Genomic DNA, 24,034 nt, shown 5'->3' on the forward strand with positions numbered 1-24,034 from the left:
TCTTCGTGATTTGACTGGGGGCGGTGGGCGCGTAACGGTCTCCTGGGTGTTCGAGCGAGGCTCAGGGGAGCGGTGTCATGACGCTTCTGTCGGGACGCGAAAGTCAACCGTCGTCCCCGCGACACTGGAGAAGGCGATTGCTTGTGAGGCTCGATGGAACTCCGTGTGACCGGCCTGGGATCGATCGTGGCTGACTCGAGTCGCGGGCTCGCACGTCTTCGGGAACGTGATGCGGTGTGGGGGCGTTCGGATGGTCGTCTCCCAAATTATGCGGGGTTCTTGATGCGAATGAGGCCCGTAAGGTTCGGTGCTCTTGTGTCGGGTAGTCGGCGATTCCCTCAAGCGATGCAACCGGAGACGTGATCCGATGTCCAAATTCAACCGGACGGCAGGGCGAGCATTGAGGCATCGAGCATCGCGTCACTCCTGGTTTCACCGGCGACGACTGGCCCTGGAGGTCATGGAGCCGAGGGAGTTGCTGGCAACCTTCACGGTGCTCAATGCGGACGACGCGGGATTCGGATCGCTTCGACAGGCAATCCTTGACGCGAACGAGAGTCTCGATCCGAGCGATGTCATCGAATTCGGGGTTTCAGGGACGATTGAACTGGCCTCAGCCTTGCCCTCGATCGAACGGCCGTTACTCCTGGATGGGACCTCGGCACCGGGTTATCTCAATGAACCGGTGGTCATCCTCGACGGGAGTGGCGCAGGAGCAGGGGTCGATGGATTGCACCTGGCCGCGACCTCGGGCGGGAGCATCATTCGCGGGCTTGATCTCCGATTGTTCTCCGGTGCGGGGATTCGGGTCGAGTCTTCTGACAACGTCATCGCCAACAACCGCCTGGGAACCGACACGACGGGGGAACTGGACCTGGGAAACCTGGGCGGCGGGGTGATCTTCGAAGGCATCGGGGCCTCCGACAACACCCTGGGCGGGACGGTTTCAACCGATGCGAATGTGATCGGCTGGAATAGCGTGGGTGTTCAGGTTTCCGAGGCCACCGGGGTGGCAATCCTTGGCAACGCGATCTTCCGGAATTCCGGCGCGGGCATCGAGTTGATCAACGGCGGGAATAATGATCAGCCATCACCGAGCTTGACCTCGGTCGATTCGGTTGACCAGAACACCATTCGCGTGAACGGGACGTTGAGTGGGGCTGCTCCAAACACGTTCTTTCTGATTCAGGTGTTCGCAAGTGATGGGAGCCCGAGCGAGGCGGAAGGGAGACAACTCCTGGGCGAGTTCAACGTCATCACGACTGGCTCCGGGGAGGTGACGTTCGAGACGCTCGTGGGTGCGGATCTCTCGACCCTCGTTGGTACCGCGATCACCGTCACCGCGTCCCGGGTCGCCGGCCCGGGGAGGGAGACCTCGGAGTTCTCCAATGCCGTCGAATTGGGCGGCTTCGTCGTTACGAATACGAACGACTCGGGTTTCGGATCGTTGCGGCAGGTGATCTTGAACGCGAATGCGGCTCCCGGCCTCGACGAGATCACCTTCGCGATCAACGGCACCATCTCGCTGCAGACCGCGCTGCCCATCATCACAGATCCGGTCATCATCAACGGATGGTCGGCGCCCGGGTGGGATGGGCGACCGGTCGTCGAACTCGATGGGAACGAGACGATTGCGGTGGGCCTCGAAGTGGCGACCACCGCCGCGGATTCCTTGATCCTCGGGGTGTCGGTGATTCGATTTGCGGATGCCGGGATCCTGGTCGACGGCGCGAGCGGCGTCGGGATCCTGGGCAATTACCTGGGACTCGATGTGGAGGGGACCCCCGCAGGCAACCGGGTGGGCCTTCGCCTCCTCGATGCCACGACGGCGATCGTCGGAGGTGCCGGCCCGATCCAGGGGAATGTGATCTCGGGGAACCTCGATGCGGGAGTGGAAATTGTCGGCGCATTGGCCTCGGAGAATCGTCTGACTGGCAACCGGATCGGCACTGATCCCAACGGGTTGGTCGACCTCGGGAACGGTTCCGATGGGGTCTTGATTGGGGCCGGGGCATTCAACAACCGGGTCGACGGTGACAATCAGATCGTCGGGAGTGAGACGGGGCTCCGGATCCGAGGGGCCGGCACCTCCGGGAATCTCGTCACCGACGCGACCATTTCCGGGGCGAGCGAGGCCGGCGTCCGGATTGAGGAGGGAGCGACCGGGAACACGATTGGAGCGGGGACACTGATCTTCGGGAACCGGATCGGCGTCCTGATGACGGGCGTCGGGACGGACGACAATCTCGTGACCGGGGCGTTCCTCTTCGACCATGACACGGACGGCGTTCGGATTGAGGAAGGTGCGTCGTTCAACGCGGTGGGGGGTGGTAATTCGATCCAGGGGAACGGCTTCTCCGGCGTGACGATTACAGATGTCGGCACTTCCGGAAACAGTGTCTTTGGGAATCAGATTATTGAGAATCTGAATGGAGTCGTGATTCTCGGAGGCGCCTCCGAGAATCGCGTCGAGGGGGCGAACGAGGTTTCGGAGAATGCGGCGATCGGTGTGTGGGTGTCGGGGGAGGGGACTTCCGGAAATGTCGTGTCTGGGAATGCGATTGACGGGAACGGTGACGCGGGAATCCGGGTGGCAGAAGGCGCATCCGGGAACGCGATCGGCGGCATGTCATCGCTGGGGAATCGGGTCCGGTCGGGCAACCGAGACGGGATCGTCATCGAAGGCCCCGGATCGCTCGACAATCCGGTGGTCGGGAACGAGGTGGCGGACAATGCCCGGGCGGGGATCGTGGTCCGCTCGAATCCCGGGGGGCTGATCGAAGAGAACACGGTGACCCGGAACGCTGTGGGGATTGAGATCGTCGACTCGTCCGGCGTCCTCGTGCATCGCAATCGAATCGTGAGTCAGCGGCTTTTCGATGAGTCGCCGTTGATGGGAGACGGCGTGTGGTTGCGCAACGCCCAGGCGGTTGAGTTGCTCGAGAACACGATTTCCGGGAATGCAGGGGTTGGAGTCCGGATCGAGGACTCTTCGAATAACACCCTCCGCGGCAATCGCATCGGGACGACCGAATCGGGGACCTCGGCGTTCGGGAATCAAGGATCGGGGGTGGTGATCGGCTCCGGGCAGGAGAACCTCCTGGAGACGAACGTGATCTCGGGCAACCAGGCGCATGGGGTCGAGATCCGGGGGTCGCTGGCCACTCGCAATGTCCTCGTGGGGAACTGGATCGGGACCGATTCGACCGCTGATCTGATCCTGCCGAATCGCGCCTCGGGGGTGTTCATCCAGGATGCACCGTCGAACACGGTCGGGGGTTCGCCCAACGTTATCGCCAACAACTTCGGCGATGGGATTACGGTCAACGGCCCGGGTGCGACCGGGACCCTGATCCAGAACAACCTCTTGTACCGCAACATCGGGTCGGGCGTGGCGGTGGTCGAGGTCGTCGCCGACGAAGCGGATGAGGTGGTGATCGTCATCAACAACGAGGCCACCGGGAACATCCTCGACGGTGTGAATCTGGATCAATCGTCCGGGCATCAGATCATTGACAATCGTATCCGAGCCAATCGGCGGGATGGGATTCATGGAGAACGGTCGTCTCTACTGCGAATCGTCGGCAACCACGTGATTGGTTTCGAGGAGTTCCTGCCGGGCGAGCCGGGATTCGACAGCCCGGTGCAGCGCTTCGGGATCGCGATTTCTGGCGACGCGACCGATGTCGAGGTGGTGGGCAACACGGTCGAGGGATCCTTGAGCCATGGGATCCTCTTCGTCAATGTCTCCGATTCGACCCTGGGAGGGACCACCGAGCCCCTGCGCAACGTGGTCCACGACAATCAGGGGAGTGGGATCGTCGTCCGAGGGGGAAGCGACGTTCGAGTGATCGGGAATCGGATCGGCTTCGTGCCATCGCTCCCCTCCGCGGGGCAGGGGAACGGGGGATTCGGCATCCTTCTGGAATCGACCCGTTCGGCGATCGTTGGGGGGACGGCCCAGGGTTCGGCCAACATCGTCGCGGATCACGGTCGCGACGGCATCGCGATCCGATCGTCGAGCGTTGATGTCCAGGTCCTCTTTAACGAGGTCGGGCGGCTGGTCGAAGGCCCGGGCGGCTCGACCCTCAATCTCGGGAACAGGGGGCATGGGATCAGCGTGTCGGGGCAGTCGCTGGGGACCTTGATCCGAGGCAATCGGATCCTCGCCAATCGAGGCAGTGGTGTTCTGATCGACCAGTCGGCGATGACGCAGGTCTTTGCAAATCAGATCGGCCGTACCTCGCTGGGCGATTTGCCCGAGCTGGGGAATCAAGGGGATGGCGTCACCCTTCGCTCCGCCTCGCAGAACGTGATCGGTGGTGCTTCGGAGGGCGGAGTCAGTTATCGAAACCTGATCTCTGGGAACTTCGGCGCGGGAGTGTCGTTGCGGAGCGGTTCCTTCGACAATCTCGTGCTGAACAATCTGATCGGTACCGACCTCTCGGGGACGCAGGGGGTCGGCAACGCGGGGGTCGGGGTCCTGATTGAAGGCTCGCCCGGGAATCTCATCGGGAGCCCGGGGCTGGGCAACGTCATCTCGGCCAATGGGGGGGCTGGGGTTCAGGTCCTCAACGTGCAGCCGTCTTCAGGGATGCAAGGGGCCGTGATCCAGGCGAACCGGATCGGGACCGACGAGGCCGGCAATGCTCCCCTGGGAAATGTCGGCCCGGGCGTTTTCGTGCTGGATTCGAGCGGGACCCTGATCGGTGGCCCCTCGATCAACGCCGGCAACGTGATCGGAGCCAACGGCGGCTCAGGTATTGAGGTGTTCGACCGCCCGGAGAATCAGTTCCCAGCCTTGCAGAATGTGATCCTCTCGAATCGCATCGGCCTCGGGAGCGACGGTTTGACGGTCCTGGGGAACCGGAGCAACGGTGTCGCGCTGAACCTCGCATCGGGCAACGTCGTCGGCCTGGCGGGGGCGGGCAACGTGATCGCCGGGAGCGGCGATTTCGGTGTCCTGGTGGCGGGAGGGGCCGACAACACCATTCAAGGGAACCTCGTCGGGACGCTGGACGAGAACCAGACGCGGGCGAGAAACGCCCTGGGGGGAATTACCCTGTTTCAGGCCCCCGGGAGCTTGGTGGGCGGCCTGCAGCCGGGGGAACGGAACCTCGTCGTCGGGAACGGCAGCCATGGCATCTTCGTGATCGGCCCGGGCCCAGGAGCGCCCGACTCTGTGAGGGTGTTCGGGAACCTCGTTGCCCGGAATGACGGGGACGGCATCCGTTACATCGATGCGGCGATCCCGGGTGGCTCTCGGGTCGGCTTGGCGTCGAACGAGGTCCTGAACAATCGGGGATCGGGGATTGTCCTGACCAACCTCGACTCCCCCGCGGAAGACTCGGAGTCGGGACTTCGGATCCTGCACAACCGATCGATCGGCAACGATGGGAACGGCATTGAGATCACCGACTCGCCCCGGCTTCGGTTGGTCGACAACGAGGTCTCGCTCAACGGTGACAGCGGGATCCTGGTCGTCGGTTCGAGCGATGTTGAGCTTCGCCTGAACCGAATCCATCGGAGTCGAGCGTTCGGGGTGTTGACGCTGAATGCCCAGGGACTCCAACTGATCAACAGCCGGGTGTCCGAGAATGCTGAGAGCGGCATCCTCCTGAATCAATCGGGCGGGGCCGTGATCCAGGGCAATTTGATTCTGAGCAACGGCTTGCCGACGCGGGCCGATGGCATCCGGTTGCTCGATTCGAACGGCGCGAGCCTTGGTGGTGTCGAACTCGCGCAGGGGAATACCATCATCGGGCAGTCGGCGGGGGCCGGGATCCGCCTGGTCGACACCGATCAGAGGGGACCATCCCCGGAGACGCGCATCCAGGGAAACCGGATTGGTTACCTCGGGCTCCTGCCGAACGAGGCAAATTTCGTCGGTCTCGTCCTGGAGAATGCCTCAGGGGTGGTGGTCGGAGGGGCGGTCGGAGCGGGCGGCAACACGATTTCCGGGAATACCACGTCGGCCATCGAGGTCTTGCAAACCCTCGGGAACGTGTCCTTCTCGGGAATCGAGATTTCCGGGAATTACCTCGGCACGAACCTGAACGGCACGGCCCTGCCGTCGTTCGATGGGGTGAACGTGTCGCAGCAAGATGGAGTCGTGCTGACCAACGCGATCGGGGTGACGGTCGGCGGCGCCGACTTCGGAATGAGGAACGTCATCTCCGGGAACACGGGGACCGGGGTCCGAATCGACGGGCCCCAGTCTCGCGAACTGCTGGTCGTCGGCAACATCATCGGGGGGGCCGACAATCCGACCTTGACCGCATTGAACCAGGTTCAGACCGAGATCAACGCGCCACCCTCCACCCAGATCCGCCCGCTGGTCGGTGTGGATGGGCTGCCGATCGACCCGGTGGCCTTCACCTCCATCACGTTGATCAATGGTCGGTTCATTTTCTCGCCCGACCAACCCGAGGTGCAGGACGTTGGGGTCTTGATCGACCGGACCTCCGGCAACCGGGTGTTCGGGAACGCCATCGCCTACAACGGGGTCGGGGTGCAGTTGGAGGAGACCCCCTCCGCGGAAGCGGCGCTTCCCGGGGTGGCCTATGTGCCGAATCGGGTCCAGGGGAACGTGGTCTTCCGCAACATCAATGGGGTCTACCTCTCGAACGCCGCCGGAAACGAGATCGGGGCGTCGCCGGCCCCGGTCGGGCAGCGAGGGCCGGGCAACCGGATCGAGCGGAACATCTCCACGGGGGTCACCCTGTTCGGGGGACGGTCGCTCGGCAATTTCGTCACCGGGAATCAGATTCGAGCGATTCCTCCCGAGGACTTTTCCCCGGACAATCCGAATTTGCCGAGAGACATCGGCTCGGGCGTCTTCATCGATAGCGTGGCGATCACGGTTTCCCCCTCGGAGCTCGCCCAGGAGCAGGCTGCCCTGGCCAACCTGCTTCAAGGGGGGCCTGGGACTCCGGGGAGGCAGTTCATCCAGCGCAATTACATCGGGCTGGGACCGACGGCGACCTCGGGCCTGGGCAATCAGATTGTGGGGACGGTCTTCGCCCCGGTCCCGGGCCAGGGCCAGCCCCGCACCACGGTGGCGGGCGTGTATCTGTTCGGTGGATCCGTGGGGAACGTCGTCCAGGCCAATCGGATCACCGACCCTCGCTACGGGGTCCTGCTGCTCGACTCGCCGAGGAATCTCGATCAAGTGGCCCGACAAGGGCCCGATGCCAACATCATCCAGGCCCGCGAGGGAGACGTCGTCGTGCTCCAGCAACGAGCCGTCAGCAATCCGGGGCGGCGGGCTCAGCCCGCCTCGCGAGCTCCCCGACCATTGCCGGCTGGGCCGATGGCGTTTGCCGGAAACCGGCGCTGATGCCCAGCCAGAACGATCGTCGGGGCAGGCCCGTCGGGTCGGGCCGAGGAACGACCCGCCGTGGCAATTCGAGGGCCATGGCATGGCCGAGCCCCGACGCTCAGTTGCCGATGATCGGGGGAGCCGTGGCGTAACGCAGCCCGGGTGCCCGGGCGAATGGAGGTGCGTTTTCCAGGCGGTTCGCACCACCGAAGTAGATGTTCAAGAGCACCGCGACCTCGAAGTCGAAGGGCCGGGGCCCCGTGACGGGGGTGATGATGGCCGAGCTGAGCAGGGCCCGATCCGTCAGGCCAACGTTCACTCCATAGGTCAGGTTGACCATGTCGGGAGTCCCGAACGGATCCTCGACGTCGAACGGGTCGCGATGAGTCAGGGGGGTGTTGATGTGGACTTCGAAGGTGGGCGCGATGAGCGTCAGGAACCGGTCGGGGCTTTCCGCCTGATAGAGCACGTAGCCGAAGCCGATGTCATTGTAGAGGAAGGTCGGCAATTGATCGGAGGCAGGGACGTCGATCGAACTGAAGCCATGGGCGTAGAAGCGTCCCTGGTTGAAGAAGTATCCCACAAAGGGTTGGATCCAGGTCGGGTTGAGCCTGGCCAGGAAGTCGGCATTGGCGAAACTGGCCGGCCCGGTCGGGGCCGACACCTGGAGGCCCGCCGAGACGAGTCCCACGTCCCCTCGGTAAACGATGTGTTTCAGGAACAGTTGCATGTTCCCGACCGCCGTCGAGGTGCCGGCGAGCGCAGCGGCGCCCGGGGTGATGCCCACCGCGGAGACCGTCTCGATCGGCACGCGGAGCCCGAACGATCCCAGTCCGCCGAGGTAGGTCTTCTCGAAGCCCAGGACGTGGCGGTAAACGTTGATGTCTCGGAAGGGGATGTTCAGCGATTCGTTGATCGATTCGTTCACGTCCTTGTAGTAGTTGAACGAGTAGAAGACACGGTCCTGAGGGATGGGCGATTGGTTTTCCGAGAGCTTGATGCCCCTGATCGAGACCGGGAGGTCCCGAACGTTGAAGTCCCCTACCTCGGGAGGTTGAAGCGGAGGGACGGTCCCCTGGGCCGCGCGTTGCTGGCGGATGAAAACGGGGCCCATGTCGCCAATCAGGCCGGGGAGGCCGAATCCCCCTCGTCCGACCGCACCCCCGAGTCCCGTGGCCGGCGCCCCTGCCGACGCCTCCAACGCGAGGTCACCGAGCGAGGAAGGTGGGGCCGGCGGCGTCTCGAAATCAAACCCCTCGCCGGGGGTCGGGGGGAGATCCGGAGAGACAGGGGGGACTGGGGAGGGTGGTCCCGCGTAGGGCAGGCCCGAGCCAGGGTCGATTCCAGGGGCGGCCCCGCCGAATTGTGGCGAGGGAATGTCGGTCCATCCCCCTGGGGGAGCCGACATCGGCGAGGGGGCCCCGAGCCCGGATTGATCGCTCCCGAAGGTTTGCCCCGAAGGAGTGACCATCGGTCTGGCTGGTCCGAGCGTTCGAGAGCGATAGCCGCTCTGTCCTTCCACTGCATCGGAGCCGAGGGGCAGGACCGGGACGGTGGTGTATGGCGAGTCGGCCCCGAGGATCGACCCTGGGTGCTGATAGCCCTGGGGATAGGCCGTGACGCCCGGTGGAGGGGTGAGTTTAGTCGGCGATCCCGGAGGATGTGGTGACTGGCCGTGAGCGAGGCTCGTGGCGATGAGTCCGCTTGCCGCGAGGCCGGTGATTCGGAGACGTCGGGACATCCACTTCATCGCTGTCTCACTCCTCACGTCAGGTCAATGAGGGGCGCCGAGCTCCGAGGCCGCAACGGCTCGGACCTCAGCATGTCCGTTCGTCAGCTTCCCCACGTCCGCCGATCAACACACGGGAGGGCCATGAGAGGTCATGGTTTTATCGACTGGACCGGTGTGTCGACTTGTTGGTTTTCTGACGGTTATGCTGAAACGTGCGAGAGGTGGAATCGTTGCTCGACCGGACTCGTGGTTGCCGAGCGCCGGCTTGAGCGGGACCGGACGCCGCGATCGGTGCGTGTCATTTCACAGTAAATGACTTTCCTGCCGAAACTTAGAGCGGAAGGATTGTCGCATGCGGTGGCTCTTGGCATCAGGTGATCGGCCGCGAACTTCCTCAAGGATCGGCATGCCCGGGAGGGGCGTTTCGGGAGCAATTGCCTCGGTGATTGTGGCGATTCCCATCGTCGCATGGTGGGCCTCGGGCGCGGTCGGCCAGTCATCGATCCGCGATTTCGAGGAGCCGATCCTGGTGCACAACGGGGGCGGGCACTCGGCCGAGTTGCGAGTGCTTGCATTCGCAGACGATCGGACGCTCCTTTCCGCGGGCATGGACAAGGTCGTCAACGTCTGGGACTTCTCCGACGGTCGAGAGCGACTGTCGGCCACGCTTCGGCCGCCGATCTTCCGCGGCCTGGCGGGGTCGATCTACGCCATGGCGCTGTCATCGTCGCCCGATGCCGAAGGGCAGAGCCTTCTTGCGGTCGCGGGATATGGGGTGGAATCGAGCGGGGGTGAAATCTCACTCTACTCATATCCGGGGATCAAGGATGGCAATGAGGACGCGCCCATCGCCCGGATCACCGACCTGGACCCGCAGGCTGCACCCGGGGGCCGCATCGGCCACCGCGACGTGGTGAGGGGGCTGAGCTTCTCGCCCGACGGCAAAATCCTCGCCTCTTGCAGCCTGGATGGCACGGTGCGCCTCTGGGACGTCCAAAAACGCCCACCAACCCCGATTGCCACTTTGGCCGATCATGTCGGAGGGGTGCAGGCGGTGGCGTTCCTCCCCGATGGACAGCGGGTCTCCAGCGCGGGGGATGACGGGATCGTCCGGGTATGGGACTGGCGGCGAGACCTTGTCTTGCGTTCGCCCCGGCCGGGGAATCTGAGCGATGACCAGCTTCGGATCAACGCGCTGGTGGTCGACCCGACAGGGCGATTCGTGGTTGCCGGTCGGGAGAACGGCTTCATCATCCGCTATGAAACGGCGAATCCGAACATCTTCGAATTCCTGAATCGCGACGACCTGGATGCGAATGGCCGGCTGACACGCGGATCGATCGAAGGGCTGGCCATCAGTCCTGATGGCACTCTGCTCGCGGCCAGCGTCCTGAAATATCGATCAGAGCATGAGTCTGAGCTTCCTCGGAGTGAATGCGATATCGTCGTTCGGCGGTTCCCGGACGGTCGTCGTCTCAGGAATCTGCTCTACACGAGGGGCCGTGCGCTCGGCCTGGCGTTCAGCCCTGACGGGTCAAGGTTGGCGATCGGCGGGGGCGACCGCCAGGCCGTTTACGTCGCCGATCCTCGACGGGCGATCGCGGATCAGCAGATCATGACGCTGGCCGGCGATGGCACGACGCTCTGGGACGTCGGGTTCCTGAACGACGAGGGGACCTCGCTGGCGTTTTCTCGGCGGCGGCCGATCCTGCCCGATGAGGATCGGCCCTACGAGGGGTTCGACCTCCTAGGGCGGGCGATGGTCTCCGTCGAAGACACCGACCAGATTCGGGGCGCCCGGGAGACCTTCGAAGGCTGGTCGGTCAGGCCGAGGGGCATCTATTCGCTCGAGGTCATCGGACCAGGCGGGCAGGTGCAGGCGACGATCGAACTCGATCGTGTTCGCGAGCGTCGCTGGTGGAGCTACAGCTTCTTGCCTGCGGCGGCGGGTCGCGAGGAGTTGATGCTGGCGGTCGGCTGCGAAGGGGGAGTGGTGGTCTACCGCGCCCGAGACGGCCGAAAGACGAGGGTTTTTGCCGGCCATGAAGGGCCGGTGTTCGCGACGGCCCCGTCAACCGACGGTCGATGGCTTGCCACAGCGTCGGACGATCAGACGATCAGGCTTTGGTCGCTCGACGGGATTGATCGGCGACCGCCGCTCGGTGCGACCTTCCGAAGGGACGATGAGGGGCGCTGGGAGGTCGCCGAGGTCGTCGCCGGCAGCATGGCCGACCTGATGGGGCTGAATGCGGGGGATCGGGTCGATGAGGCTGGAATCGAGGGAGTCAATAATAATGAACCGATCCCGATCGAACGGTTTGCGGGCCTGGTGGACGATTCGGTGCCCAATCGGCTGATTTATCTCCAGGTGATTCGGGACGGTCAACCCGATCGTTTCCCGGTGGGGACCACCAAGCGGGACTCCCCGCGCCTGAGCTTCTATCCCGGGATCGACCGGGAATGGGTCCTCTGGATGCCGGAAGGGTATTACGATACGTCGATCGCAGGCGACCATCGCCTCGTCGGATGGCACGTGAATCCCCCGGTCGGGGCATTGATGGGGCCGACACGGTTCCATCCCCTGAGCCGATATGAAGAGCAACTGCTGAGGCCTGAGGCGATCGATACCTTGCTGCGCACCGCAGATCGAGACGAGGCCCTGGCCGTCGCCCGGGGAGGGGCTGATGAGGCCCCTGCCCGCGTCCTCGCCCCGCCGACGATCGTGTTCGAGGGCGTGCCCGCACAGGTTCAGGACCCTGCTGTCACGATCGTGGCGACGGCCGACGCCGCCGAATCCCGGGTCATCCGGTCGTTGGCATTCCGGATCGGCACCAGGGAATTCGGCAATGTCGAACCGGCCGATTCGCCGCCTTCGCTTCGGGTCGAGCGGGAGTTGGCCCTCCAACCCGGCGTGAACCGGATCGTGGTCGAGGCCGTCGACGATCAAGGGGTGAGCAATACCGAGATGGTCCGCGTGCTCTTCGAACCCCCGGCCCCCCCCGAGCTGCCGCGCAGCCCGGCCCTGGTGATTCGGGCGATCGGGGTCGAGGCGTTCGGGGAAAACGTCCCGGCGATCGCCTCGGCGGCTCGAGACGCGGAACAGATCGCTGCCTTCCTGGCCGCACCGACCGATCGCCCCCGCTTCTCGGAGACGAGCATCGATCGGCGTGTCCTTGGGACGTCGAGCGAGGCCGAGGGAGGACCCTCGGCCACGAGCGACCAGATCGCCGAGGTCTTCGAGGAATTGCGAGAACGGGCTGACTCGGGGTCATTGAGGGCGGGCGACTCGGTCTTCGTCGCCCTGGAGTCGCATCTGGTGGTTCCTCCCGGAGGACAGCGCCTGCCCCTGTTGCTGGGAAGCGATGCGACGGGAGGAACCACGCCCTCCCCTGCCCTGGATGCCGGGCTCGTCGCCGAGGCCCTGGAACGGCTGTCGAGCGAGGGTTGCCTGGTCGTCTTGCTCCTCGATGGATTGCATCATCCCGATTGGATGGGACGCGGCTATGAACTCTGGGTGCGCGACCTGGCCTATCGGCGGGGGGTGATCGTCCTGGTCGCCTCGAAGCAGCGGCCGAGCGAGCGGCTCGCGACGCTCGGGGCGTTTGCTCAGGCGGTGATCGAATCGGTGACGGTGAGGGCCCGCATCCGGCCGATGGTCGATCCCGCCGAGCCGATCACTCTTGATGACTTCCGCGCCGCCGTGATCCGAAGGGTCGCCGAGTTCACGTCGAACCGACAGGTTGCGGATCTGTACTACGACCCCGATTTCTTCGCCCTGCCGGGCGAGATCGCCATTTTTGATCCGCAGCTTCCCGAACCCAGGGGGGTGGCTTCGAACGAATAATCGCCGGTGAGGATCGCCTCGACCGGGTCATGGGCGTGTCGACCCACCCTCTCGCCCGGCTGGTCTCCGGGAGGGCCGAAACCGTGGGGCCGGCACGCTCAGGGGAGCACGACGATCGGGAAACTGCTCGATGAGGAATCGGCCGCACCCTGCGCGACACCATTGGCATTGGGAGCCTCGCCCTCGCCTCGAGCACCTCGCATCGCGAGGGGGATGCCGAGAAAGTGGTCGGCCAGGGCGGGGAGGGTCAGATTGGCATAGCGCCTTAGCTCGTCGGCCCGGATCAGCGAATCGCCGTTGAGATCGGCCATCGGATACTCGTCGAAGATCGTCAAGCCCTCGACCTTGCGCAACCCGGCCGCTCCCATCCCCCGGAGCAGGCTGTAGCTGAGCAGTCCGTGTTCGAGTTCCGAGGATTCGAGCGCGCGCTCCCCACGGCGAGCGGCCAGGATGTACGAGGTCCGGGACTCGTAGGCGTCGCGGTCGGCCAGCCGTCGCATCAGGAGGCCGACTCCCCGGTCATCGAAGATGGCATCGGCCTGGCATGCGTCGATGATGACGAGTCGGTTGAGCGCCTCGAGGGTGAGCAGTTGGCGATAGACCTCGGCATAGGGCAAGACGGCCGGATCGAGGATCGGATCTCGGCCGGGACGCCGAGCCCGATTCCCGGGAGAGTCCTGGGCCCCTCGCATGGCGACGAGTTCGGGGAGCGGGAGGTTCGTCCCTTCAGGAGGGAGCGAGGGCAACTCGGCATCGGGCAGGAGTAGGCAGAAGAACTCCCGGCGGACATCGGTGTGGCCGGCCAGGAAGACGACCACCGTATCCTCGGGATGGTCGCGGACCTCTTGCCGAAGCGATCGGAAGACCCCCTCAACGGCTCCCCGGCTCACGGCGTCGTCGGTCAGAACGACCGTCTTGCCGACGCTTCCCGGGGCATGCGTCCCGAGGTGGCCGGCCAAGGCCTGGGCGTCGAGGTGGGCGAATTGCAACGCCTGATCGGGATTGTTGCGATACTCGCTGACGCCGAGTGCCAGCACATGCAAGCGACCGGGGGTGGGGACGTCGCACTGGAGCCGGAGGATCTCGGATCGGCCGTCGATTGCCCCGGGACGGCTGGCCATCGCATAGATCTGATTCTCCCCCTCGACCAGTGTCAGCGGGAGTCGGATTCGCCCGCCTTCGGGTTCCGGGGCCGCGATGCTCGACCCGTTATGGTAGAGCCTCAGCCCCTCGGCATCCTCTCCGCCGAGGCCAACGACCAGTTCGACGACGCGGCGATTTGAATCGTAGAGCGCGGCCGGCTGCAGCGTGACGAGCGGTGGCCTCGCGGTCGGCAAGGGGGGCGGCTCGGGTCGTTCGCCGCGGCGGAGCGCATCCGTCAGTCCATAGACATGCCGTTGCGAAACGAGTTGATCGAGGTACGCGGGGCGATCGTCGCCGGTTCCCCGGCCGAGGCGGTCGTTGATGCGCCAGGAGACCCGACGCTCGCCATCGGGAGAGGCGTCGAAGAGCCCCTCGGGGGTGAACGCGACCCAGCTTGCACCATTCTCCGATGCGGTGAGGGTGCCGAGCAGGTCCGGCTCGTCGGTCTTCCAGAGTCGGATCGTCGCGTCGTGACTGGCGCTGGCGAGGATGGGTGAACTGGCCCAGAAGGCCAGCGTATTGACCCGTTCCAGATGGTTCGGGCCCCTCGGTTCAAGCCCGATGGGGCGGGCGGGATCGGAAACCCGCCGGAGAACGATTCGGCGATCGTCGCCGGCGGCGGCCAGGAGTTGGCCGTCGTCCGAGAACGCGACCGCCGCGACGGAGCCGTCGAGCCGGGTGACGGGGGTGACGGCCCCGGTCCCGGGATTCCAGAGTTCCACTCGCCCGTCTCGGCGGCCAAGGCAGACGACCGGGCCGTCAGGCGGGGCGATCGCCCCGGCCGTGATCTCGATGGCCGAGCCGTCCGGGAGCTGGTCTGCGGGATCGAAGACCCGGGGGGGGAGCATCGGCTCGGCCTCTCGATCCAGGTCCCAGACCTTCGCGATGCCGAGATCGTCGGCCGAGAACAGCCGGTGGCCGTCGTTCGAGAGGTCCAGGGCAGCCACGCTGCCGTCGAGATCGCGCATCGGGGTTGTGAGGAGTTCGCCGGTCGTCGCATCCCACAGGCAGATCATGGGCGGGCCGGTGCCGTTGGCCGCGGCGATCCGGGTGCCGTCGCCGGAACCGGTCAGCAAGGTGAATCGAGAGCGAGAGGGCCGGTTCCGCACCGATGGTCGATCGAAGCGGATCGGCAGTCGAGCGAGGGTTGGAACGTCGAAGACGGCCGGTCCCCCGGGTGTCTGCCCGATTGGGGCGTGGAGGAGGGCGAGGCGGCGATCGCTGAGGAAGGTGCCGGCGAATTCGAAGCGGCCGGGAAGGGCCCGGACGCCCCGGCCATCGACCTCGGCGAGGTCCCAGATCAGGGCGGTTCCCGTGGATTCATCGTCCTGGACGAGCTGGAGCAGGTGACGGCCGTCGGGGGAGACGGCGACGTGTCGGATCGCCCCGGTCCCTCGGGCGACCACAGGCCGAGCAGTCCCCGCCGGCAGTTCCCAGGATCGAAGGCTGCCCTGGCCATCACCAGACACCAGGATTTCGCCGCCAGGGCTGAAGGCGAGGGAAAGCGTCGCCCCATCCCCTCCATCGTCGAGCGGGAGCTCCTGTGCCGATTGGCCATCGGCGGCGAGGTGCCAGGCGAGAACCTTGCCCGAGAATGCGGAACAGGCCGCCAGGCGTCTTCCGTCGGTCGAGACCGCGAGGTGGGCCACCGTCTCGCCGAGGTCGAGCGCGGTCGATCGGGCGTGATCATCCTCGGGGATCACGATCACAGACGATCCGGCGGCGGCCACGAGCCCTCGGGGGAAGACATGAAGCTGGGAGGCAACCTCGCCGATTCGATGCTCGTTCAACAAGCGGCCATCGACACCGACGGTGACGATGCGGCCATCGGTCGTCCCGATCAGCACACGATCACCGGAAGGCCCGATGGCGAGCGACTCCGAGGCCATTTCCGGGGCGCGCAAGGCGCGGAGGAACTGGCCCCCGGCGGAATAAAGCTGGAGTTGTGGCGACCGATCCTGACTGATGAGGAGCGCGAAGCCGATGCCCTCGGGATGGTCGGCTGAGGAGACCGCGAGGGCCCCGACGTCGGCGACGATCGTAGAGAGTTCGACCTCAGACCGGGTCAGATCCCAGACGGCGGAGCGTCCCGCCTCGTCGAGTGTGACGGCATGACTCCCGCCCGGTAACACCCGAGCTGATCGAACGGGAGATTCGTGGACGAGGGCCCTCGGGGATCGCCAGCGCTCCAGGATCAGGTCGTAGACGGCCACCTCGCCCTTGCCGCCGCCGATGATGAGGGTCGAGGCGTCGGGGCTGATCGCAAGCGACCGGGCACCGACCAGGACGGCGGGCAAGACGCTCAGGAGTTCCTCCCCTGCCCCTCGCCAGATGCGGACGGTCGAGTCCATGCTCGCGGTGATCATCCTGTCCCCGTCGGGTGTGAACACGACGTCAGTGACGCGGTCGCCGTGGCCGCGCTGGACGATCGGTTCGGCATCGAGAGCACGCGCCGGACGGATCGCGCCTCGAAGGAGGGAGAGATTGGGATCGAACCCCCCTGAGGTCTGGAGGCGCTGCTCGGCGAGTCCCGGATCGCGGCGAAGTCGATCGAGCGTCTCCGAGAGGTTGCGGGCACCCTGGCGATTGCCGAGGGCCTCGATCAATCGCGAGGTGAACAGGCCGCGACCGTCCCGGGTCTCCTGCGCGGATCCTTCGGACGCGGCGATCCAGGCGGACGTCCCCGGCCATCGCTGAATGCTGCGGAGCATCTGGGACGCCGGGGCGGGCTCGTACGGTTGACCGTCGGGGGCGGCTGGACGGACTCGGCCCGCCGGGCCGGTGTCGAGCAGGCAGAGGATCGGGTGTTCGCCTCGGGAGGCGATCGGGTCGATCGCGTCGCCGAGCGACCAACCGGTTCCATCGACGTCGGAGAGCCGCGTGTCCAGCGGGAGGAGATAGTCTCGGGAGGGAGCCCCGGCCTTCGCGTCCGGGCTGGGCGGGAGACTCACGGCCTGGCCGGCGAAGTAGACGACGATGCGGTCTCCCGGCTGGATGCGCCCGGTGAGCCATGTGTTCAATGCGTGGTCGAGGTTGGCGCGGACCGGGCGCAGTTGCTCCGAAGCCCGGGGCGTCATCAGTCGGATGTGGTCGGCCGGCCAGCCGGCCTCGGTGCGAAGCCAGGCGGCAAACGCCTCGGCATCGCGGACTGCCCCTCGGTTACCGGGCAGGGCACGCCCCTCCTCGTATTCGTCGATCCCGATGACGACGGCCCAGAGGTTGGGGGCCGAGCGGGCCTGGTCCTCCTGGGGCACGGCAAGCCCGACGAGCATCAGCACCGCGGTCGGAAGGAATGCCATGGTGTTCATCCTTTTCGGCCCAATCAGCCGAGAACGGGCTGCCGGACCATCGTTGGTGCCGGTCATTCCGCCTGAGGAAGGGCGGCGGGGTCGGGAGGAAGGGGGAGACACTCCACGACCACCCGGAAGCCGAGATCGTAATCGCTGTGGTGCAGAGGGGCCTTGTAGTCGCCGGTTGAGGCGTCGGCCCGCCAGGTTGTCCGGGCCGTCTCGGGGAAGGCCGAGAGATAGGAGCCGCCCCGGATCACATAATTCGCCTGTTCTCGATCGATGGGTTGCTCGATCGGATCGGGGGCGGCGGTGTGGCGGCCGTACGGCCGCCAAACGTCTCGGCACCACTCGCGGAGGTTCCCGGTCAGGTCGAGGACTTCTTGATCCGTGATGTCTCCCGCGGCGATCCGATTCGTGAGGCGGTCGGCGGGAGAAAGGGTCGCTTCGTGGGTCGGGGCCAGCGAGAAGACCAGTTCCGAGTCGATGTTGGCCAGCTTCTTGTTCTGCTCGACGCCCCAGACGAAGGGCCGGTTCTGGCCACGGGAGCGGGCGGCGTACTCCCACTGAGCTTCGCTCGGGAGCTGGCCCGAGACGTGCTGAGCATACGCCTCGGCAAGTTCCCGGGTGACTCCCGCGGCCGGGTGGGCGAGGAACTTGACCCCGGCTCGCTGGAGATCGTCGATCGATTGCCGGTAGACTTCCAGTTCCGACGCGGAGCGATCCCACGTTTCGACCTCGCTGAGGAACGCCTCCATCTCTCCCACGGTCACTTCAGCCTGCTGCAAGTAGAAGGTGGAGAGGACGACCCGATGGGGCGGTTGCTCCTCGGGGAGGGTTTTCATGCCCCCGAATTCGTCAGGTGCTCCCATCTCGAATCCGTACTCGTCGGTCCCGAGCACGAGCATGAAGCGGGTGCCGTCCTCGCGGACGATGGCGTTGGGCAGCCCGTCGGTTTCATCCGAGGCGGTGTCGGGGGTATACCCCCTGGGGAAATAGGCGCCCCCGTGTCGGAACAGGCGAAGGCCGTCCGACGATCGGACGATCACCGACGGGCTTCCGCTGGGGTCAGGCAGGGCCTCCTCGGTGGGGGTGAATCCCCGGTCGTTGAGATACTTCAACAAGCCCTGGGGAAACTCACTCGGAATTTCAGGGTCGTGGGTCGAGGCTTGGGGGAGTACGCCACTCGCTCCTCGGTCGAGGTTCCGAATCGCGAACAGGGACGCGACCCCGCAGACGGCAATCGCGAGGACTCCGATCGCCAACCGCCTGCGCCTCTGCTTCTGTCGGGGCTGTCGTTCGGCATCAGGGGCAACCGGTGGAGCGGGCTTCGGTGATGGGGGAGGCTGGAACCGCCGAGGCTCGGTCGGCGGCGGGGTCTGGAACTCGGTGAAGACCTGTGCGGGGCTCAGAACCGTGAAGATCGCCTCGAGCAGTTGCTGGCGGAGTTCCTCGGCGGAGGACGGCCGATCGTCGCGGTCCTTCGCGAGACATCGGAGGATGACCTGTTCCAACGCGGGGGGAGCCTCGACTCCTTCGTGGGTCGAGAACGGTGGGGGGGCCTCGAAACAGTGAGCGTAGAGGAGCTGTTCGGGTTTTTTCTGGGGGAACGGGCGGTGCCCGGTGAGCATCTCGTACAGGATGACCCCGAGCGAGTACAGGTCGCTCCGATGATCGGGGGACTCGTCCTTGATCTGCTCGGGGCTGGCGTAGGCGGCGGTGCCGATGAAGCCCTCGGTCCCGAGCGTCTGAGTGGCGACGCCGCTCTCGGCGTCATCGTCCTGCTCGATGAGCTTGGCGATCCCGAAGTCGAGGACCTTGAGGAACTCCTTGCCAGGGTCGCGGTCGGCGAGGAGCATGATGTTTTCGGGCTTCAGGTCGCGGTGAACGATGCCGTGGCGGTGGGCTTCCCCGAGCACGTCGCAAAGCTGCGAGGCGAGCCGGGCGAGACAATCCAGGGGGATCGGGTGACGCTCGCTCAGTTCGCGGCGCAGTGAGCGGCCCCGGATGTATTCCATCTCGATGTAAGGCACACCGTTAGCGACCCCCGTTGCGTGCACGACGGTGGCGTGGGGGTGCGAGGAGATCCTGGCCATCAGCTTCGCTTCGCGGTTGAACCGCTGGCGGAGCGACTTGCTCCCGACCAGGCTCGGATTGATGACCTTCAGCACCCGTTTGGCATCCAGGCCGGTATTCCGGACGAGCCAGACGGCCCCCATACCTCCCTCGCCGAGGTGCTCGAGCACCTCGTACTGGTCGAGCAGGACCATGCCCGGATGGATCAGCCCGATCTGCCTGGGCAGGTCGGCGAAGGGATGGTTCTCGGTTTCGGGACCGTCGCTCGAAGCGGGTCGGGAACCCTCCTCGGTCGAGGAGAGCTCGCCGGTTGATTCCCGTTCGGTCGGCGGGGCCGGTGTCGGGGAGGATTGCGACGACGATGGCGTTGCCCTGACCTGTGACCCGGAGGGTGCGAGCAGGTTGAGCGTCCTACCCGGATCTTCGTCCGGTTGCGAGGGGGAGTTCGTGTTGGGGGTTGGATTCGGCTTCGGATCCATGATCTCTCCCTTGAGTTGACCCCTGGGTCGACGGAGATCACCCGCGACGGCCACCGACCCGCCCAGCCCTCGCGATTGACCCTCGGCGGCCGACGCACCAGGGCGACTGATCAGGGATTTTCCCGAGCCGGTGGGCTGTCGAGCATCTCGGGCGTGATGGTCACGTTCCCGACCCGAAGTCGCCAGGGATACTGGTTGTCTTCTTCGAGCGTATGGTCGAAATACATGTACTTCCCGGGAGTCAGCCACTTGTCGGGGCTCGCGGGAGGTTTCGTGACGATTTGCTTGAGCGTGCAACTGATCTCGTCGTGGGTGATCGGCTCCCGGACCGGGTCGCCCTCGCGTCGCGACAGCGTGACGACATAAGCCCCGAAGGGGGTATCCGTCCTTCGGACGCGCGTGACCTTGGGGTCGATGGCCGCCTGGACCGTCAAATAAGACTTCCAGGACATCTGGTGAAACCGGATCGTTTTCTCTCGGATCGGTCCCGCGTCGGGGGGCGCCCCTTCCTCGAAGACCTGGATGCGTAAGTATCGGTCCTCGTCCCGGGGACGAACGTCGACGGCTTTCATCGTCGTCCTGACCTCCCAGGGCGTGCCGGGTTGAAGCTCGACACCTTTGGTCTCACCCAGGGGAATCGGTTCGTCTTCCTGGCCATCGGCGGGGAGCAAAGTCCGCACGATCCGCACGCGGATTGGTCGTTGGCGGGTGTTGCTGATCGTCAGGAGATAAGGCAGATCCGTATCCTGATGCATGAATCCGGTGCCGTTATTCAAAGCGAACACGTCGTAGCGTTCCGGGGTGACCGAGACGTTGAACGGCTCCAGTTTTCGCCGGAGCGGTTCCAGGTTCTGAGCGATGGTGATCTCAACCGGCTGGCCGAAATCCCGGGCGACGATCGGCAGCACGAGCGGTTGATTGCCGTCTCCCTGGATCACTCTTCCCCGATAGAAGCCGCGGGCCTGAACGTTCACGCCTGGTGAGCCGGTCACGTCCAGATCCTCCTGAGTCGCCACAAATGAGACGGACGGGGGATCGGATTGCACCAGTTGACCGACCGGCAGAATCCCCCCTGGGATCCGGTCTGGCCGGCTCCCTTCGGAAGTCTGTTCGGCCCGGATGCTCAGCCAGGAACCCGACTCTCCGGCGGGCATCAGCGCCGCGACGAACGCGAAGCCCTCCGGGACCTCGGCATCCCGGTTGGCCATCGTGATTTGAAAGGCAACGTCATCCCCATCGGGGCTGATCTCCAATCGATCGGCGCTCGGTTGCCAACGCAACGCGAGCACGCCGGGTTTCGGTCGGATCTCAGGGCCTCCCTGGATCTCATCGACACCGATCCAGGACTGGGCTTCGTTCGCGGCTCTCCGCAGTCGCTCCGCCCCGTCCCGATCGTTGTCTTCAACGAGTCGTTGCGCGTGCAGTAGGGCGGCAAGGCGCTGGCCGAAGGCGTCGAGCCGCCGGGTCGGCTGGTCTTCCCGGGCATCCTGGCCCCGGAGTTCGAGCTCGGCGGGGCATCGAAGTCGGTCCCGCGATTCATCGTTCCAGAGTGTGCTGAATAATTCGTCGGAGGCGTTCGGGAGGCGACGGGCGAGGCTTCCCGAGAACGACCGCCTGACCTCTCCGACGGCGTCGGAGAACGAAGCGAGGCGATCGAGCAGGTCGTCCGGGGCTCCAGTGTCCTCGGTGCGGATGAGTCGGGCACGGAGATCGTCGGCCGCCCGGTCCAGGCGGAGGAGAGATTCAGAGGCGCCATCGGGGGCGGTCGCCTCCGCAAGGAGGCGGAGCCGAGCATCGAGTTTCGCCAGTGCGGACGCCTCGGCCAGCAGGGCACGATCGAGCCGGGCATCGGGTTCGGCTTCGTTTCGGGGCTGGCGAGAGGGAGGTGGTTGTTCGGTCGATCGCCAATCCGTGGTGTCGTATCTCAGGAGCGTTTCGCGGGTCTGCCAGGGGACCAAGGGGGTGGCAAGGAGCTGGTGGAGGGCTTGCCACTGACCGCGAGAAAGCCTCGCGGCCCGTTCGTTGAACTGGTCGAGCAGTGCGTTGAAGGCCCGGCTGGCGGCATCGATGGAGCGGTCGAGTTCCTCGAAGTCCGTGGGGCTGGCCCCGGAATCCTTCGCGACCATTGCAAGCCGCTTGGCCAGCAAGTCAGACGCATCGAGTGCTCGCGTGACGACATCGGGCAACGGGGATTCGTCGCTCGGGGCGATCCATGAGGCATCGCGGACCTTCCATTCCGCCAGCGCCGGGAGCTGGGCGAAGATGCGTTCGAGGAGGGCACGGCCTCGAGCAAACCGGTCGATCGAATCCCTCGCGGATTGGTAGTGGCCCTGGGCCTCCTTGAACCGGTCCTCGATGGTTTTAGGGACGGCGTCATTGACGGCAAACAGGTGGTCCTGGACTACTCGGCGCGCATGATCGCCTTGCTCGATCAAATTCCAGATCCCGAGCAACCCACGCCGATCGCGCGCGAGGGAGGCTTCGGCGACGCGTCGCAAGAGCGTGTTCCGGATGAGCAAATCGCCTCGGGTCGCGTTTCGAAAGTAGTCGGGACGATTGAACGTATCACGCTCGGTAAATCGATAGGCCCAGCCGGGAAGTTGGAGTTCGAGGTAGGGCATCTCCTGGACTCCCCGGGTCGCCGCAATGAGCTCGGACGGAGGGGCAGGCTGTCGCTCGTCGGCCACCGACGAGTCGGCATCGACCTGCTCAGCACCTTCGGAGGAGGGAGAAGTCGAGGCAGGAGCCTCTCGCCGAGCGAGTTGCTCGACGCCCCGACCGGTCAAGAATTCGAGACATTCGCGGAGAATGCCAGGGGCGTCCCGATCAGACTCAAGGGTGCGGATCGGGAAGCGCTGCTGCTCGGCGAGTCTCCGGGAGATGGTGTTGGTCAGGTTGCCCCGAAGGCTCCCGGCCTGCATGAGGCGCTGCGATGCGGTTTGCCGCATCTGAGGATCGCGGAACGCCTCGCGGACGAGGCGGTCGGCGAGCAGCAGATCCCGCTCGTAGAGTCTCCATTGCGCGGGGACGAGTCGGTACGCGGGAGGGTCTCCGAACGCCAGTGAATCGTGCGCCTTCCACTCGTCGATGAGTGCGCCCAGCAGCGTCTCGCGCGAGTCGGGGTTTGGCGGCGGGGTGAGGCGTTCCGGATTCTCGTCGCCCGAAGCCGTTGGCCCGTTCGCATCGGCGAGAGAGCCGGAGTCGCTCAGGGCCCTGGGATCGGTCGAGGAATCCCCGGGCGATGGTTTCCCTGCAATCCGGATGGGTGAAAAGGTGATGCGATCGGGCGACCTCCCGAGCGTGACGAGTTCCGGGTATTGAATCGCGCTTCGGTTCTCCTGGGCCCAGGTGGCAACGTGGTGCCGAACGTATCGGGAAAGGCCGTCGAGCGTGATCTGGCCACCCCGGCCCTGCTCGGACCAGGCAACGGCCTCGCCTTCGAGTGCTCGTTGAAGGTAGTACGAGAAGGCCGATCGCCCGAGGTCATCGATCATCCAGCTCGTTTGGCCCGGGCCACTCGAAAACAGGACGCCGATCCCCGGCGATTCGGCCGGCACCGAGATGGCCCGAAGCGATTCGGAGAGCCCCCGGGTTGGTGCGTTGCCGAAGAGTCCTCGATCACGATCGCTGGAGAGTTGGGAGAGATCAAAGGCGAGCAGGATCGGTCTTCGAGATTTCTGCGCGACCTGGGCGACGAGTGAGACGATCCGATCGTGATCGAGTCCGCCGCGTTGGGGCCCAGAGGCGATCGCAGGGGCCGAGACGGAGACGACGAGCGGGTCGCCTCGGCCGGAGACGGCGTCGTTGATCGCGCTCTCGAGTTGATTGAGCGCGAGGATTCGACCGTCGCTGTCGATCGCCGCGTCAATCAAGGCGCGTTGGTCGGCCCCCTGATAAGGCACCCCGAGTTCCGGGACCGTGAAGGCCCGGATGGCCGTGGCACGGGGCGATTGCCAGATGAACCAGATGAGGAGCCAGGCAATCAGGATGAAGGAGACCGTGGCGGCGGCGGCTTCGAGGATCAGGCGAGCCTGAACCGGCTTGGCCAGGGGGGGCGTCACGGTGGCCATGGGGGATCCTTCGAGGCTTGGGAGGAACTGAGTGCGACGCCGGGGTCATCGCCGTCTTCTCTCCCTGTTCACCGACGAAGCA

6 protein-coding genes are annotated in these 24,034 nt (G+C 65.4%); 2 read left to right on the forward strand and 4 right to left on the reverse strand.

The features are described 5' to 3' along the window. Positions 1 to 367: 367 nt before the first annotated feature. Positions 368 to 7,339, forward strand: a complete 6,972-nt coding sequence (locus AB1L88_RS10645) for a right-handed parallel beta-helix repeat-containing protein (protein ID WP_367096635.1) — start codon at positions 368 to 370, stop codon at positions 7,337 to 7,339. Positions 7,340 to 7,439: 100 nt separating this feature from the next. On the opposite strand, the gene AB1L88_RS10650 is transcribed toward AB1L88_RS10645, so the two are convergent. Next, entirely contained in the window at positions 7,440 to 8,435 is a 996-nt protein-coding gene (locus AB1L88_RS10650; protein ID WP_367096636.1) for a hypothetical protein, read from the reverse strand. A 1,060-nt stretch (positions 8,436 to 9,495) separates the two neighbouring features. Between AB1L88_RS10650 and AB1L88_RS10655 the strand changes: the two genes are divergently transcribed. Then, the gene (locus tag AB1L88_RS10655) at positions 9,496 to 12,897 is read left to right on the forward strand and encodes a hypothetical protein (protein ID WP_367096637.1); all 3,402 of its coding nucleotides are present in this window, start codon (positions 9,496 to 9,498) and stop codon (positions 12,895 to 12,897) included. 98 nt (positions 12,898 to 12,995) lie between these two features. Here AB1L88_RS10655 and AB1L88_RS10660 read toward each other — a convergent pair whose 3' ends face one another. The 3 genes from AB1L88_RS10660 to AB1L88_RS10670 form a co-directional block, all read right to left on the reverse strand. Continuing rightward, positions 12,996 to 17,339 carry a WD40 repeat domain-containing protein gene (locus tag AB1L88_RS10660; RefSeq protein ID WP_367096638.1) on the reverse strand — a complete coding sequence of 1,448 codons (4,344 nt, stop codon included), beginning with the start codon at positions 17,337 to 17,339 and terminating at the stop codon, positions 12,996 to 12,998. 62 nt (positions 17,340 to 17,401) lie between these two features. After that, on the reverse strand, positions 17,402 to 19,597 hold the full coding sequence (locus tag AB1L88_RS10665) for a bifunctional serine/threonine-protein kinase/formylglycine-generating enzyme family protein (protein ID WP_367096639.1): 2,196 nt from the start codon (positions 19,595 to 19,597) through the stop codon (positions 17,402 to 17,404). Between the two features lie 395 nt (positions 19,598 to 19,992). Next, the gene (locus AB1L88_RS10670) at positions 19,993 to 23,952 is read right to left on the reverse strand and encodes a hypothetical protein (RefSeq protein ID WP_367096640.1); all 3,960 of its coding nucleotides are present in this window, start codon (positions 23,950 to 23,952) and stop codon (positions 19,993 to 19,995) included. Positions 23,953 to 24,034: the final 82 nt, after the last annotated feature.

This window comes from Tautonia sp. JC769 (assembly GCF_040717455.1).
GTDB lineage: Bacteria > Planctomycetota > Planctomycetia > Isosphaerales > Isosphaeraceae > Tautonia.